15 protein-coding genes are annotated in these 14,949 nt (G+C 62.8%); 7 read left to right on the top strand and 8 right to left on the bottom strand.

Going from position 1 to position 14,949, the window contains the following annotated elements:
• Positions 1 to 150: 150 nt before the first annotated feature.
• On the bottom strand, positions 151 to 432 hold the full coding sequence (locus P0D71_RS11885; protein WP_091801793.1) for a DUF3331 domain-containing protein: 282 nt from the start codon (positions 430 to 432) through the stop codon (positions 151 to 153).
• A 370-nt stretch (positions 433 to 802) separates the two neighbouring features.
• Between P0D71_RS11885 and P0D71_RS11880 the strand changes: the two genes are divergently transcribed.
• A complete protein-coding gene (locus P0D71_RS11880) occupies positions 803 to 1,885 on the top strand; it encodes an AI-2E family transporter (protein WP_091801790.1) in 1,083 nt (360 codons plus the stop codon).
• 45 nt (positions 1,886 to 1,930) lie between these two features.
• Here P0D71_RS11880 and P0D71_RS11875 read toward each other — a convergent pair whose 3' ends face one another.
• Together P0D71_RS11875 and P0D71_RS11870 are read right to left on the bottom strand one after the other, a co-directional pair.
• Positions 1,931 to 2,806 carry an alpha/beta hydrolase gene (locus P0D71_RS11875; RefSeq protein ID WP_408187802.1) on the bottom strand — a complete coding sequence of 292 codons (876 nt, stop codon included), beginning with the start codon at positions 2,804 to 2,806 and terminating at the stop codon, positions 1,931 to 1,933.
• A gap of 114 nt (positions 2,807 to 2,920) precedes the next feature.
• Positions 2,921 to 4,030: an OpgC domain-containing protein gene (locus tag P0D71_RS11870; protein WP_091801783.1), complete on the bottom strand. Its 1,110-nt coding sequence runs from the start codon at positions 4,028 to 4,030 to the stop codon at positions 2,921 to 2,923.
• 547 nt (positions 4,031 to 4,577) lie between these two features.
• Between P0D71_RS11870 and P0D71_RS11865 the strand changes: the two genes are divergently transcribed.
• Positions 4,578 to 5,738 (top strand): porin, encoded by a 1,161-nt coding sequence (locus P0D71_RS11865; protein ID WP_408187801.1) that lies wholly within the window; start codon positions 4,578 to 4,580, stop codon positions 5,736 to 5,738.
• Between the two features lie 116 nt (positions 5,739 to 5,854).
• Here P0D71_RS11865 and P0D71_RS11860 read toward each other — a convergent pair whose 3' ends face one another.
• Both P0D71_RS11860 and P0D71_RS11855 read right to left on the bottom strand, forming a co-directional pair.
• Positions 5,855 to 6,184, bottom strand: coding sequence for a hypothetical protein (locus tag P0D71_RS11860; protein WP_091801777.1), 330 nt, complete (start codon positions 6,182 to 6,184; stop codon positions 5,855 to 5,857).
• A gap of 224 nt (positions 6,185 to 6,408) precedes the next feature.
• Positions 6,409 to 6,993 carry an NUDIX domain-containing protein gene (locus tag P0D71_RS11855; RefSeq protein WP_408187800.1) on the bottom strand — a complete coding sequence of 195 codons (585 nt, stop codon included), beginning with the start codon at positions 6,991 to 6,993 and terminating at the stop codon, positions 6,409 to 6,411.
• Positions 6,994 to 7,116: 123 nt separating this feature from the next.
• Here P0D71_RS11855 and P0D71_RS11850 point away from each other — a divergent pair, with 123 nt between their 5' ends.
• The gene (locus P0D71_RS11850; protein ID WP_408480145.1) at positions 7,117 to 7,872 is read left to right on the top strand and encodes a DeoR/GlpR family DNA-binding transcription regulator; all 756 of its coding nucleotides are present in this window, start codon (positions 7,117 to 7,119) and stop codon (positions 7,870 to 7,872) included.
• Between the two features lie 53 nt (positions 7,873 to 7,925).
• On the opposite strand, the gene P0D71_RS11845 is transcribed toward P0D71_RS11850, so the two are convergent.
• Positions 7,926 to 8,156 carry a hypothetical protein gene (locus P0D71_RS11845; protein WP_408480143.1) on the bottom strand — a complete coding sequence of 77 codons (231 nt, stop codon included), beginning with the start codon at positions 8,154 to 8,156 and terminating at the stop codon, positions 7,926 to 7,928.
• 101 nt (positions 8,157 to 8,257) lie between these two features.
• Between P0D71_RS11845 and P0D71_RS11840 the strand changes: the two genes are divergently transcribed.
• Positions 8,258 to 8,674 carry a hypothetical protein gene (locus tag P0D71_RS11840; RefSeq protein WP_408480141.1) on the top strand — a complete coding sequence of 139 codons (417 nt, stop codon included), beginning with the start codon at positions 8,258 to 8,260 and terminating at the stop codon, positions 8,672 to 8,674.
• A 608-nt stretch (positions 8,675 to 9,282) separates the two neighbouring features.
• The gene (locus P0D71_RS11835; RefSeq protein ID WP_408480139.1) at positions 9,283 to 10,236 is read left to right on the top strand and encodes a peptidoglycan DD-metalloendopeptidase family protein; all 954 of its coding nucleotides are present in this window, start codon (positions 9,283 to 9,285) and stop codon (positions 10,234 to 10,236) included.
• A 10-nt stretch (positions 10,237 to 10,246) separates the two neighbouring features.
• Here P0D71_RS11835 and P0D71_RS11830 read toward each other — a convergent pair whose 3' ends face one another.
• Both P0D71_RS11830 and P0D71_RS11825 read right to left on the bottom strand, forming a co-directional pair.
• Positions 10,247 to 11,065 (bottom strand): alpha/beta fold hydrolase, encoded by an 819-nt coding sequence (locus tag P0D71_RS11830; protein WP_408303577.1) that lies wholly within the window; start codon positions 11,063 to 11,065, stop codon positions 10,247 to 10,249.
• Positions 11,066 to 11,427: 362 nt separating this feature from the next.
• Positions 11,428 to 11,826, bottom strand: a complete 399-nt coding sequence (locus P0D71_RS11825) for a hypothetical protein (protein ID WP_091801762.1) — start codon at positions 11,824 to 11,826, stop codon at positions 11,428 to 11,430.
• 407 nt (positions 11,827 to 12,233) lie between these two features.
• Here P0D71_RS11825 and P0D71_RS11820 point away from each other — a divergent pair, with 407 nt between their 5' ends.
• Both P0D71_RS11820 and P0D71_RS11815 read left to right on the top strand, forming a co-directional pair.
• Positions 12,234 to 12,689 carry a (2Fe-2S)-binding protein gene (locus P0D71_RS11820; protein WP_091801759.1) on the top strand — a complete coding sequence of 152 codons (456 nt, stop codon included), beginning with the start codon at positions 12,234 to 12,236 and terminating at the stop codon, positions 12,687 to 12,689.
• 1 nt (position 12,690) lies between these two features.
• Positions 12,691 to 14,943, top strand: a complete 2,253-nt coding sequence (locus tag P0D71_RS11815) for a xanthine dehydrogenase family protein molybdopterin-binding subunit (protein ID WP_408480137.1) — start codon at positions 12,691 to 12,693, stop codon at positions 14,941 to 14,943.
• The last annotated feature ends 6 nt before the right edge of the window (positions 14,944 to 14,949 follow it).

Genomic DNA, 14,949 nt, shown 5'->3' with positions numbered 1-14,949 from the left:
AACGCACGTGGCGAAGAGCCGCAATCAAAGGGTGTTTTACCCACCGCGCGATGCGGGGCGCATGCGTTGCGTGCCGCTATGTGGGTGGTTCCGCCGAGCGGATCGGGCGCGTCGAGTCAACGCGCGCGACGCCGGCAGGGGATTGAGGCATCAGTCCTCGGCGCACTCCAGAAGTTCAGCGCAAATCATCGCGGAGGCATTGGAAGGCGCCGGCCGCTCGGCCGGTTTGAACACCGCGTCGCCGCGGCGAATCTTGCGGCGGGACACCGCGCAGGTTCCTGACGTGTGTGCGGACCTGCGCCGCCACCGTTGCTCACCGTAATGACATCGTCCCGGCTCGACCCAGCGAATCACCAGCGTCGTGTCGGAGCGCTCGAGAATTTCGATGCGTACGCCATTGGCACCGTCCAGGGGGATGGACTCTAGGGTCATCGTCGTCGGCTCCGTATTGTGGTGTGCCGAATGTAGTCCGACGCGCGCCGGATAGCCATTGTGTCGCCGTTGAAACACTGTTCTTGAAACAGCAACAATGAAACTTGACATTCGAGCTATGCCGATAAGACGGGGCTTTGCGGGCCGCGGTCTTGCTATGACGGTAATAGGCCGGATTTTTGCAACGCAGTGTTGTACGCGGTGAGACAAGGCCGCTGCCCGCAAAGGGCGCCGGTGCTTCCTTTAAGATGTGGTTATTGATGAGCGACCGTGCAGCGCCAGTGTAGCGGTTTTGCATTTTTTCGGTCGGCTCGCACACGCCCCGAACAAGTCCCTGATGGGACGTCTTCCCAGAACCATAAGAGCTCACATGATTTCATCCTCACCAGTCGCACCTCCTGAACCGCCCGAAGCGCAAGACCGCCCGAAGAAGCAGAAAACGGCCTCGCTCGTGCTGTACATCGGGCTCGTGCTGCTGGCGCTGTGGGTGGTGCGCGATTTCATCGCGGTGGTCGCCTGGGCCGGCGTGATCGCCATCGCGCTGTGGCCGCTGTTGCGCAAGGTCGAGGGCAACCGCTGGTTCACCGGCCGCACGACGCTGATCGCGGCGGTGCTCACGCTGCTGATCGCGTTGCTGGTGGTGCTGCCTGTGGGTATCGGCATTGCTCAGGCGCTTCGCGAAGCGCATGACCTGAACGAGTGGTTCAAGACCGTGCAGGAAAACGGCATTCCGCTGCCGGACTTCATCCAGCACCTGCCGTTCGGCGTGCAACAGATTTCAGGCTGGTGGCAGGCCAACCTCGCTCAGCCGCTGCGCGAGTCGGCCGCCATGAAAGGACTGCATAGTCCGGCGGTCGTGACGCTCGGCCGGCACTTCGGCGCGCGTGCGGTGCATGCCGTCACGGTGTTCGCGTTCATGCTGGTCACGCTGTTCGTGATCTTTCAGGCAGGCCCGCGTTTGTCGGGCTCGCTGCTCAAAGGCGTGCGGCGGGGTTTCGGCGACGACGGCGCGCAGCTTCTTCAACGCATGGCCGCGGCGGTGCGCGGCACTGTCTCGGGACTGGTCGTGGTCGGACTCGGCGAAGGCGCGTTGATGGGCGTCGCCTACTTCGTGACCGGCTTGCCGCACGTTGCGCTGCTCGCGTTCATTACCGCGATCGCGGCGATGCTGCCGTTCTGCGCGCCGATCACCTTTGCCATCGCGGCTGTGTGGCTGATGTCGCAAGGCTCGGTGGCGGCGGCCATCGGCCTTGCCGTGTTCGGCTCGGTCGTGGTGTTCGTCGCCGAGCACTTCGTGCGGCCGGTGCTGATCGGCAACTCGACGCGGTTGCCGTTCCTGCTGGTGCTGTTCGGCATTCTCGGCGGAGCGGAAACGTTCGGGCTGCTCGGTATTTTCATCGGCCCCGCGCTGATGACCGTGCTGATGGTGTTGTGGACCGACCTCGTGCAATAGTTGCACGGTGTTGCCCGGTCCGGTCTGCCGCGACGCCTGATCCGTTCAGGGTCGCTGATTCGACGGATGTTCCTGCGGCGCAGGCTTTACGCAGCCAAGCGTGTATTTCAGCGCGGCGGGCAGCAGCGCACTCCAGACGTCCCAGGTGTGGCCGCCGTCGATGATGCGCAGCGCCGCGGGATTTCCCGACAGCCGGAGGTGCGTATAGAGCGACGATGCCTCGGCCTGGATCGCGAGGTCGTCGTCGCCTGCAGCGATGAACACCGGCAGGCGATACGGCCGGCTCATGTAGCGTTCCCACTGCGCCGGATAATTGAGCTCGTGCCAGACACGCGCATCGAACTCGCGCTCGCCGAACACTCCGACGCGGCGTGCCGCCGAGGCGCGCGGTGGTTCATTCGCATAGATCGCGGGGCTGAGCAGCAGCGCGCCGCAAAAGCGTTCCGGCTGCGTCATCGCGTACCGCAGCGCGCCGAAGCCGCCCATCGAGACGCCGCCGATCATCCGTCCGCTGCGCTGTGTCGCGACCGCGTAGTGCGCTTCGATTTCGGGCAGCAGATCGTCGAAAAACGCGGTCTCCATCTTCTCCTTGCGATCGACGTACCAGTCCGTGCCGCCTTGCGGCATCACGATCGCGACCGGAGGCATGGCCTTGTGCTCGATCAGCGCGTCGGCCGCCGTTTGCAGATGGCCTTGCGTGATCCAGTCGTTGGCGTCGCCGTTGTTGCCGTGCAGGAGGTAGAGCACGGGCAGGCGGCCGGCGTCATGGCGGTAGCCGGTCGGCAGATAGATCGTGTAGGACCAGTCGCGGCCGAGCGCGTCCGAATAGAAGCTTCGGCTGATGACGGTGCTGGCGAGCGTCGGCGCGCTGGTGGACGCGGCGTAAAGTGCAACGAGTGCGGAACGTAGGAATAGACGCATGTCGGATCAGGAGGCGCGCCGCGCAGGTCGCGCGCGGCCGTGATGCTATCAGGATCGGCTGTGGAATTTCTAGCGCTGGCGCACGGTTGCACTCACTCACGCACGCACGGTCGCTCAGGGCGACGTGCGCAGCCGCCCGTTATAGAGCCGCCCAGCCAGCCGCTTGAGCGGCTCGGCGCCCAGCGCTACCGCGAACAGTGCGGCGACTGCTGCCGCATCGGCGAGCAGTCCGAGCGGATAGTTGAGATAGCCGTCCGTCGCCGCGTACAGCACGGAATCGACCACGAGCGAGATCACGGCGCCGGCGATAAAGCACAAGAGCCCCTTGCGTCCGATCACGCCGACCCACGGCATCCATTGCGCGAGCTTCTTCGCCCAGCCGAGCTGAATCAGATTCGCGACGAGCCAGGCGATGGCGAGAAAATTGACCGCGCGCAGATACGAGAGGTTCTGTTTGAGGCTGGCATCGAGCGGCTCGCGCTCGATAAAGAGCTTGTAGTAAGCCGCGGCCGCCACCACGGCGAACGCCAGCACGCTGACGAGCCAGCTCAGGCGGTGCGTGCTGATGCGCTGATAGACCGGCTGGCAGCGGGCCAGCACGCCGAGCACGAACAGCAATTGCCAGGCGAACGGGTTGAAGTCCCAGTGCATGTCCGGCGCGGCGGGCAGGTAGGCGTCGATGGCCGGAGCCCCGGCCCACAGCGCGATGCTGCCGGCCAGCAGCAGCCATGGCTTGCTGCGCGCGAGCGGCAGGATCATGGGCACGAGCAGGGCGAAGAACGCGTACATGGGCAGCACGGAAGCCAGATAAGGCTGGCGGCGGAACAGCAGAATGTCGCCCAGCGCGGCGAACGGGGTGTCGATCAGGTCGTCGAGATCCGTGGTGGCGAGATTCGGTCCGTCGATGCTCAACGCGGTGAGTACCGCGCTGACCAGCAGCATCAAGGCGGCGGTCACGAGAAACGCCCGATAGATTTCCAGCGAGCGCCGCAGGAAGCGGCTGCGCGCGATCGTCTCGTTGCGCCGTTCGGCCAGCGCGGCATAGGCCGTGGCGGTGGCGAAGCCGCCGAGGAACACGAAGACTTCAGCGGCATCGCACAGCGCGTAGGCGTGCAGCGTGATACGCGACAGGATGCTGCCGCCGATGTGATCGACGACGATGATCAGAAGGACCAGTCCGCGAAAAAAATCGAGCTCGATCAGACGGGGTTGAGACTTTTGCATTGTGTGATGCCCAAAGCAAGCCCCGTGCGACGGCGCGCTGATCCAGCGCGGCAGGCGTCTCACAAGGCTTTTAGAAATTGGATTGGAATACAGCGGCGCGTACGCGATTCACGGCGCCGCGCTCAACCGGCCGCGGTCCGGCACGGATGCCAAGGCGCGATTGCCACGGTCGAGCAAGCAGTAAAAATGACCTTCGTGTCGGCGCGGAGTTCCGCTGCGGCGCCGCAAAAGCCTTCTATTATATTTCTTTCCGTGACAAATCCGCTCCGCGCGGCGCAAGTCAACGGCGCGTCGAGCGTTGCCCGGCTCAAGACCGCCGGGCGCTGCATCGTTTACCTGAATGAGCGCTGCGATAAAAGGGGCTGTCGCACCAAGTGGAGATTTCGCAACAATTTGAGATATCGACACGACACCCAATGGACGGCAGGCTAACGGCGTGTGAGGATTTCCGTAAAGCGCATCCGGGGCGGTCAGTCCCGGGTCCAAGCGCCAAGAACAAAAGCGGCCGGATCGAGTTGTCCCATTGCTCGAGTGCAGGGAGATCGTCATGAACAGGCAAGTGTTCGCGCTAGCTGTCTCCACCGCTGTGTCCGCCACTTTTGCCGCGTCGGCCTCGGCGCAGACGAGCGTGACGCTCTACGGCGTGCTCGACGAAGGCATCAACTACACCAACAATGTCGGCCGTGGCCATGTCTACGAGCTGGCGAGCGGGTTTGCGCAAGGCAGCCGCTGGGGGCTGAAAGGCGCCGAGGATCTGGGCGGCGGTCTGAAGGCCATTTTCCAGCTGGAAAACGGTTTCGACGTGAGTTCCGGGCGGCTGAATCAGGGTGGCCGGATGTTCGGCCGCCAGGCGTTCGTCGGTTTGAGCGCGGACCGGTTCGGCACGTTGACGTTCGGCCGCCAGTACGACTCGGTGGTCGACTACCTGGCCCAGACCACGGCCAACGGCAACTGGGCGGGCTCGCTCTTCTCGCACCCGTACGATAACGACAACACGGACAACACGTTTCGCCTCGACAACGCGGTCAAGTACACCAGTCCGTCGCTGTCCGGCTTTCAATTCGGTGGCGTCTACAGCTTCAGCAACGACACCAATTTCGCGAACAATCGCGCGTACAGTTTCGGCGGTCAGTATGCGTATGGCGGCTTGCTGGTGGCCGCCGCGTATCTGCAGGCCAATAATCCCGGCAACGGCGCGAATGGTGCGGTCACGGCGAACGACGCCGGCTTCATCGCCGCCCGTATGCGGGTGTTCGGCGGCGGCATCACTTATACGTTCGGCCCGGCGACGGCCGGTTTCGTCTATACCAATTCGAACTATCTGGACCCGACCGGCAACGGCTATCTCGGCGTGACGCCGCTCGCGCCGCCGGGCGTGCTGCTGAATTCGCTGAAGTATCAGAACTTCGAGGTGAACGGCAAGTATCAGATCTCGCCGATGCTGTTCGTCGGCGCGCAGTACGTGTACACGATGGAAACCTACGACGCCTCGACCGGCGGCGTAAAGCCGAAAATCCACTCGTTCGGCTTGATGGCGGACTACAACCTGTCCAAGCGCACCGACGTCTACATTCAGGGCGAATATCAGCAGGTGACAGGCGACACAACCTATTCGATTCTGGACGAAGCCTTCACGCCCGGTACCCAGTCTCCTTCATCGACGTCGAAGCAGGTCGTGGTGCGGGCGGCGATCCGGCATAAATTCTAGTTGCGATTGAATTGATGGCGCGCCAACGCCGCGCTGCCGATTATCGGCGAATGCGGGCGAAATGAAGATCGTGAATAGCGGCGGGTGTATCGATCCCGAACGGATTGACGCTCAGCTCAGTTCACCACGTAATTCTGAATCAGGATGCCGACTAACACGCCGAACGGAATGCCGAAGGTTCTGCCGCGCAGGGTGGCGTTGATATCCTCATCGAGCACGAAGCTGCAACGGCGCTCGCGCCAGACGGTTTTGTAGGCGAATGGCTTTGCATCGACGATGACGATTGAAATCAGCGCGGTCACGATAACCTGTTGCAACGCATGCAGTTTGGCCATAAACGGCGAAAATTCACCGGCATTGCACAGCAGCAGCATGATGACGGCGGCAATCAGCGTGCCGAAGAAAAAACCACTCATGAATCTGTTTGCTGAACTGAGAGAATCCAATTGAACCTCGGCTTCATTCGCCGCCTCGCTCGAAGCGGTGAATTAAAAATATTCTGACGGAGATGGTTTTCCATTCGATCGACCGGCGCGGCCTTGACTGCGGCGCCGGTCAACCTCAAGGAAATGCGTAAGAATATTTTTATTGCCTTCTTCAACCTATCGTCCTTTTCCTAATGGTGGCTAGGATAAGTCCGAAAATGCGGAAACTCGTCGCGTTCCAGCTGTCACCTCAACAGATTCAGTCTGGCGTATTGCAACAGCATGATGGTTTTTCCGTCGACGATTTCGCCACGCTCGATCATTGCAAGCGCTTCATCCACCGGCAGTTCCAGCACCTCGATATCTTCGCCTTCGTCGGCGAGGCCGCCGCCCTGGCCGACTTTCGCCACCGCATCGTATTCGGCGACGAAAAAGTGCAGTTTCTCCGTGACCGAACCCGGACTCATGAAGGCCTCGAATACCTTGCGCACTTCGTGTACGCGGTAGCCCGTTTCCTCTTCGACTTCCGCGCGAATCCGTTCTTCCGGCGACGCGGCCTCCAGCAATCCCGCCGGCGCCTCGATCAGCATGCCGTGATGGCCGTTGACGAACGCCGGCAGGCGGAATTGCCGCGTCAGCACGACGGTGCGCCGGCGCGGATCGTATAGCAGCAGCGTCGCGCCGTTACCGCGGTCGTAGGTTTCGCGGCTTTGGCGCTGCCAGCTGCCGTCGGCGCGCTGGTAATCGAAGGTGGTTTTTTTCAGTACGTACCAGTCGTCCGACAGCACCTCGACATCGACAATCCTTACCCGGCTGGCGATTTCGTTCATGGCTCGCATCCTGTTGCGTTGGGAGATCGGCTCATGCCGCATACGAATCAATGGTATCGTGCGATATCGTGCAAAAACAAGTAATTTCGTGCAAACCATGAACCCAGCCAGGAATCGCCGCCGATGCTGACGTCGCAAAGAAAGCAATTGATACTCGACGCGCTAAAGCGTAACGGGCAAGTCGTCGCCAAAACCTTGAGCGCGGAATTCGAGGTGTCGGAAGATACGATCCGTCGCGATCTGCGCGAACTCGCCGCCGAGGGCCAGCTTCAACGCGTGCATGGCGGCGCACTGCCGGCGTCGCCGGCGGCGGTGGATTTCGCCGGGCGCGAGCGGATCGAATCGGCGTCGAAAGCGGCGATCGGCCGCGCGGCGGCCGGCATGATCGCGCGCGACCAGATTGCGTTTGTCGACGGCGGGACGACTGCCGTGCAACTGGCGCGCCATCTGCCACGCGACTTGCGCGCGACGATCGTCACGCATAGCCCGAGTGTCGCCGTCGAACTGGCGGACCATGCCGGGCTGGAGGTCGTCATGATCGGCGGGCGCCTGTTCCGGCATTCGATGGTCAACGTAGGCGCAGCAGCCATCGAAGCGCTCAGCCACATTCGCGCCGACCTGTATTTCATGGGCGTGACCGGCGTGCATCCGCAAGCGGGCCTGAGCACGGGCGACAGGGAAGAGGCCTATGTGAAACGCGCGTTCCTCGCGCACGCGGCGGAGACGGTGGTGCTGGCGTCGGCGGAAAAACTCAACGCGGCCTCGGCGTACAAGATCGCCGATGTGACGGCGGCGGGGACGATCGTAGTCGAACGGAACACCGCCGAAGCGCTGACCGCGCCATTCGAGGCGTTGGGCATCACGATAGCGCGGGCATAGTTCGGGATGCTTAGGAACTGAAAACCGTTATATGGCGGTTCATACCGGATCAGTCATTTGTGAAATGGCTTCACGTAGTTTGACGCATCCTGCGGCGAATTGGCGCGATGATCCCGGCCCTTGCCCGCTATCGGGTGGGCAACTCGACGCTGCGTCAAGGCGATGCTCAGGGCATCGGCTTTTTCATGTGCGGGGGTGAAGGGCCGCCAACGCAGTCCGGCACCGTGGGCGCCATGCAAACGTGCGATGAACTTGCGCGCCGTGCTCTGTTCAAATGAATTCACGGTGCCGCTGCCTGCTCTTGGCTTACGGCTCGCGGCTTACCGCTTACGGCGCGCCCAACGTTTTCCCCGCAGGCAATGCTGATTCCTTTCACGGAGACTTCATGAGCAATCGCGCGACGCAGATCCTTCCTCACCACAGTTACGTTCATTCGATCGGCGCGCCGCTGGCGTGCGTGCAAGGCACGATCAGCAAGGTGTTCGCCAGCCCGGAAAATCACAACGGCGCCAATCACCAGCACTTCCTCATCAAGGTCGACACGGTGGTGAAGTTCGAGGGCGGTACGGAGAATCTTGTGGGCACCGAGCTATTCGTCGCCGTGCGTTTCGGCGACAACGAGGGTCTCGCCCATGAGATTCCCGCACTGCAGACCGGTCAGCCGATCGAAGCCCAAGGCGAATACATCCCCGACGCCAGCGCCTATCCCACTCAAGACAATCGCAATCCCGTTCTGCCTGTCCTGCACTTTACGCATCATCCGATCGGCTATGTGAAGTACCAGGGCCAGTACTACAGCTAGCCGGCTTCCATCGCGCAGGCCGGAAACAAATCCGTCCTCGCGCGGCCGCCATTCTCCCGCCACGCTCAATGTCGGTCCCGCTGCCGATTCAAGTTTTGGCGGCGCTTTGCCGTTAAAGCAAACGTTATCGTGCGGTTGCCGAGGTGTAGCCGTGGGTGCGGCTCGCATGGCTGACCGATGGGGGCGCCTGCGCGCGCATGGCGCTTGACGCTCGGTCCAACAACGACCGCTCTTGCAATGGCCACGCGCCGCCGCGCTACACGTTGCATGAGCAACGATGTCCGCAATACCGTGCGTAAGGTTTGTATCAAAGTATGTGAGCTGACGCGTTTTTTATAAAACGCACTTTACAATTCCGCTTGAATTTTAATTGGTAATCTGACCCTTTTCGCAGAAGATCGGCTGTTTTTGCGGGCGGTATCCGTGCGCCCGAGGCATCCGGCAGGTCGTGAACGCATGGGGTTGGGTTGGCCGGCACGGCATGGATGAGCGCCGCACGAGGCGGCCTGGCTGTGTCGCGAGGAAAGCAGCGCGGCGGTTGGGCGCGCGCATCGCTCGCGGCAAGGCGGCATCCAGCTCGACAATGAATGAGGCAGGAGTCGAACAAGATGGGAAAGCGTTTCGACAGAACGATGTTGGCCAGTCTGGCCGGCGCATGGGTCGCGCTGGCGGTCAGTGGTTGTGCGAATGTGGGGCAGCAGGGTGCGCAGACAGGCGCCGCATCAGGCGCGGCGGTTGCGTCCGGCGTGCCGGCCGCGAGTGCGCCGGCATCCGATGCGGCGGCCGCAACGCCGGCCGCACTCAGCGCCGAGCAGAGCGCGCTGCTCAGGAAGTCACCGCCGCTCGTGTATCGCGTGAAACGTGGCGACACCTTGGCACGCATCGCGCAGCATCATCATTGCAGTGTCGGGCAGTTGCAAGCCTGGAATGGATTGAAGGCGTCCTCGCGGCTGAAGCGCGGGCAGGTGTTGCACGTCGCGTCGCCGGAAACGGTGCGGGCGGTGAATGCGGCTAATGCGGCCGCCAAGGCCGCTGCGGCTTCCGGGGCCGCGGCTTCCGCCGCTGCGCGGCAGGCCGCGGCATCTGGCGCATCGGTGGCGGGCGCGCCGCAATCGCAGTCCGCCCAGTCGCCCGCGCCGAGCGCCGCTGAAGCGCGCGAAGTGGCGCAGCAAACCGCGCGGCATGCGAATGCCGTGTCGCTGGCCTGGCCCGCGGGCGGCAGCGTGGTCGAAGGATTCCAGCCGGGCGAAACGCGGGGTATCGAAATCGGCGGCAAGCCGGGCGATCCTGTGCGGGCGGCGGCGGACGGGAAGGTGATGTATGCGGGTATGGGCCTGAACGGTTACGGCAGTCTGATCATCGTGCAGCACAACAAGGACTTCCTGACCGCTTACTCGCATAACCGCAAGCTGCTGGTCAAAACCGGCGATATCGTCGTGCAGGGACAGCAGATCGCCGAAATGGGCGACGAAAAGAACTCGCGAGTTTCGCTGGGCTTCGAGTTGCGCCGCGACGGCAAGCCGATCGATCCCATGCCGTACCTGCCGCAAGGACGCGGCTAGGCGCGCGCCCTTAATCCAGCCACCGCAGCGCCGCGGCGACGATCGCTTCCGGCGCGTCTTCCTGCATCAGGTGGCCGGCCTTCGGTACCGGCTGAAATCGCGCTTCCGGTATGGCTGCGGCCAGTTGACGGCCGCGCGCCAGCGGAATCCACTGGTCCTCCTCGCCCCACAGAATCTGCACCGGACAACGTAGGTGCGGATAGTGCGCTTCGACCTCGTCGGTGTAGCGCTGATCCATCTGCGCGATTTGCCGGTAGAACGCGGCCTGGCCCGTTGCCCCGAGCCAGGGCGTTACATAAGGCGCGAGCTCGTGATCCGGAATCTCACGCGCGATCGCGCCGCGCACATACGCCTTGACCACTGCCTCGTGGATGTACGGCGGCAGGCCGGCGAACGCATCACCGTGCTCGCGCACGTGCCGCACGAACGGCGAACCCCACGGCGCGACCGCCACCGGATCGATCAGCGTGAGACTGCGATAGTCGCAGCCGTCGATCAGATGCGCACGCAATGAAGTCGCGCCGCCGAAATCATGCGCGATGACGTCCGGGTTATTTACCCGCCAATGCACGAGCAATTCCGCAAGCAACCTGTTCTGCACGCCGAGCGAAACGTCCTGAGCGTCGCGCTGTTCGGATTGCCCATAGCCGAGCAGATCGTAGTAGTAGATCGTGCGCGTTTGCGCGAGGTGAGGGGCAATGCGGTGCCACACATACGAAGAAAACGGCGTGCCGTGAACCAGCACTAGCGGCGGACCGTTGCCGGTCACGTTGAAGCGCACGGTTTGATCGCGAAACGTATAGCTTTCGGGGAGCGGCCAGTTTTGCATAACGATGAGCGTCGCAAGAAAGTTTGGCTACCTTAGCAGGGCTTCGTGCTGCATGCTGACCGGGTTTTCGTAGCCGGCCCGGAACGTCTCCCGCAGAAGCTCACCTTTGTTTTATTCAGCAAAGCCAGGCAAATTCAAACGTGGCTCGATCGCAGACGCGTTTCAATGACAAACGAGCCGCGCACGCGACACACACTCTTACGAATCGCGCATAAATTGCCTTGAAATAAGGCGTAAAACCATTGTCCGCATCCAAAAACGCCTGGTAATCGCACGATGACGCCCACAAGGCGCCATCGTGCGAACAGGGTTAAGCGCGATCGAACCACGCACTTTATATGGTGAGGAAATTCGGGAGCCGGTTACTTCGACTCGATCCCGCGCAACAACTGCGACACCTGACCGTGCTGATGCAGGATCGCCGGATCGGCATGCAGCAGCGGCAGGTAGCGCGGCAGAAAAGTATTGTTCGGCATGTCGGGCGAGAAGAGTCCCGCTACCGCTTCGGCCGCCGCGATCCGGTCGGTGGCCTCGGCTTCCTTGTCGTCGAGAATTTCGTCGACGTTCGCAATCACCGTTGAGAGCGGCGTGAGCCAGCGGAAACCCGAACCGTTGATGAGCGCCTGCAGGAAAGCCGCTGGCGTTACCGGGCCGAATTCCTTCTCATACGCTGCCCGCTCGTGATCGAGAATGGCCTTGTGCAGCGCCAATAGCGGCCGGCGAATGTCCGAGAGGAATTGAGTGCATTGCGAGTCGTTCATGTGTGCTGCTCCTTCGGATAGTCAGACCGGATCCATGCTAACAAAATCGCACGGCAATGATTCGACAAGATTAACCGATCGTGCGAAGTCGCTCGGCTCGGGTGGGTGCGCGCAAGGTAACGCTTTGATTCGAATCCGCTTTCAGCCTGGCAATATGCGCTGGGGTCATTATTTGGCCGGCCGGCGGCGTGCAGCCAGGCGGCGAACTTCTTAATGCGCGGCTACAATCTGCCGGTCAGTTTCCGGCGCGCTCGCGCCATGCATTAACCGCCGCTTTCAAGTATCGGAAAGCCGCATCGCGTATTAGTTCGGCTTATCGAATAAACGCGGCAGGTCTTCACGTTTTGGTTCGACGTCTCTGTCTAAACAGCCTCATCAACAATAAACCCGACTCTCGGAGCCGCTCAATGACAACGCTCAATATCAACGGCCAGACGCATACCGTCGACGCGCCTCCCGACATGCCACTTCTGTGGGTCTTGCGCGATCTAGTCGGCCTGACCGGCACGAAGTTCGGTTGCGGCATTGCTCAATGCGGCGCATGCACCGTGCACCTCGACGGCGTGGCAGTGCGCTCGTGCGTCTTGCCGGCAGCGGCGGTCGGCGACCGCAAGATCACCACGATCGAAGCAGTGGGCAACACGCCGGCGGGTCAGAAAGTGCAGCAGGCATGGCGTCAACTGGACGTGGTGCAATGCGGCTACTGCCAGTCCGGGCAGGTGATGTCGGCGGCTTCGCTGCTCGCGAGCAACCCCAATCCTACCGACGCGGACATCGACGCGGCCATGGCCGGCAATATCTGCCGCTGCGGCACATACAACCGCATCCGCGCGGCGATCAAGCAAGCCGCGAAGGGGGCCTGACATGTCCCAGGGATTGCTCGATGCACAGAACGGCGGCGCGTCTTCGAAAGGCGGCGCGCGCGCCGCAGGTGGATTGTCCCGCCGCACCTTTCTGAAGTTCGGCGTGACGGTGGGGGCGGCGGCCGGTGGCGGTCTGCTGCTCGGCTTCAGCATGCCGGCCGCCAGCCAGGATCAGAAGGCCGGCAAATCGGTGATTGGCGGCGACGGTGTCGAAACGCCGCAAAGCGGTGTGTTCGCGCCGAACGCGTTCATCCAGATCGATACTGCGGGCAAGGTCACGCTCGTGATTCCGAAGGTCGAGATGGGCCAGGGCGTCTATACGTCGATTCCGATGCTGATTGCCGAAGAACTCGAAGTGCCGCTCGACTCGATCACCGTCGACCACGCGCCGCCGAACGAAAAGCTCTTTATGGACCCGCTGCTCGGCGGCCAGCTCACGGGCGGTTCGACCTCGATCCGCTATGCGTGGGAGCCGATGCGTAAAGCCGGCGCCGCCGCGCGCACGGTCCTGATCAGCGCGGCCGCGCAGCAATGGCAAGTCGATCCGGCGAGCTGCCATGCGCAGGCCGGGCAGGTGATTCATGAGGCCAGCAAGCGCAGCATCGGCTATGGCGAGCTGGTCACCGCGGCCGCCGGTCTGCCGGCGCCGCAGAACGTCAAGCTCAAAGACCCGAAGGACTTCAAGCTGATCGGCACGCCGGCGAAGCGCCTCGATTCACCGGAAAAAGTGGACGGCACCGCGCAGTTCGGGCTCGACGTGCGCGTGCCCGACATGGTCTATGCGGCGATTGCCAATTGTCCGGTGTTCGGCGGCACGCTCGCGAGCGTCGACGACACCCACGCGAAAAAGATCCCCGGCGTGCGTCAGGTCATCAAGATCGACAACGCGGTCGCCGTGATCGGCGATCACACCTGGGCCGCGAAGCGCGGCGTGCAGGCGCTCGTGATCAAATGGAACGAAGGCGCGGGCGCGAACGTTTCGATGAAACAGATCGTCGACGACCTGGCCGCCGCCTCGCAGCGCAACGGCGCGGTGGCGCGTAAAGACGGCGACGTCGGCAGTGCATTCAACAATGCCAAGACGCGCGTGGACGCCGTCTATCAACAGCCGTTCCTCGCGCACGCCACTATGGAGCCGATCAACTGCACGGTGCATGTGCGCCCCGACGGCTGCGATGTCTGGCTCGGCTCGCAAGTGCCGACGCGGGTCGTGGACGCCGCCGTGGCGGTCACGGGTTTGCCCGCCGACAAGATCGTCGTGCACAACCACCTGATCGGCGGCGGCTTCGGGCGGCGGCTCGAATTCGACATGGTCACGCAGGCGGTCAAGGTCGGCAAACAGGTGTCGACGCCGGTGAAGGTGGTCTGGACGCGCGAAGAAGACATTCAGCACGACATGTACCGGCCGTACTACTACGACAAGATTTCCGCGGGCCTCGACGCGAACGGCAAGCCGGTTGCGTGGCAGCACCGCATCGTCGGTTCTTCGGTGATGGCGCGTTTCGCGCCGCCGGCTTTCAAGAACGGCCTCGATCCGGATGCGGTCGAAGTCGCTTCGGACCTGCCGTACGACTTGCCGAATCAACTGGTCGACTACGTTCGTCAGGAGCCGCACGCGGTCCCCACCGCATTCTGGCGCGGCGTGGGACCGACGCGCGGCACTTTCGTGGTGGAGAGCTTTATCGACGAACTCGCGGCGCAGGCCAAAGTCGATCCGGTCAAATACCGTCAGGATCTGCTCGGCAAGACGCCGCGCGCGTTGAACGTGCTCAACGTCGCCACCCAGGCGGCGAACTGGGGCAGCGCGGTGCCGAAGGGGCAAGGGCGCGGCGTGTCCGTCATGCATGCGTTCGGCAGCTTCTTCGGGATCGTCGTGGATGTCGCGGTGGATCAGGGCGAGGTGGCGGTCAAGCGCGTGGTGTGCGCGGTCGATTGCGGCATGGTGGTCAATCCGAACACGGTGGAGGCGCAGGTGCAGGGCGGCATCATCTTCGGCATCACGGCGGCGCTTTATAGCGAGATCACGATCAAGGACGGCCGCGTCGAGCAGAACAACTTCACCGACTACCGGATGTTGCGGATCCATCAGACGCCGCCTATCGAGGTGCATATCGTGAAGAGCGGCGAGGCGCCCGGCGGCATCGGCGAACCCGGCACGGCGGCGCTCGCGCCCGCACTGACCAACGCGATTTTCGCGGCCACCGGCAAGCGGCTGCGGCAGTTGCCCGTTGGCAGCCAGTTGCAAACCGCCTGACCGGAG

Source organism: Paraburkholderia sp. RL17-383-BIF-A (assembly GCF_046028015.1).
Classification (GTDB): Bacteria; Pseudomonadota; Gammaproteobacteria; order Burkholderiales; family Burkholderiaceae; genus Paraburkholderia.
This window is presented reverse-complemented; position numbering and strand designations above follow the sequence as displayed.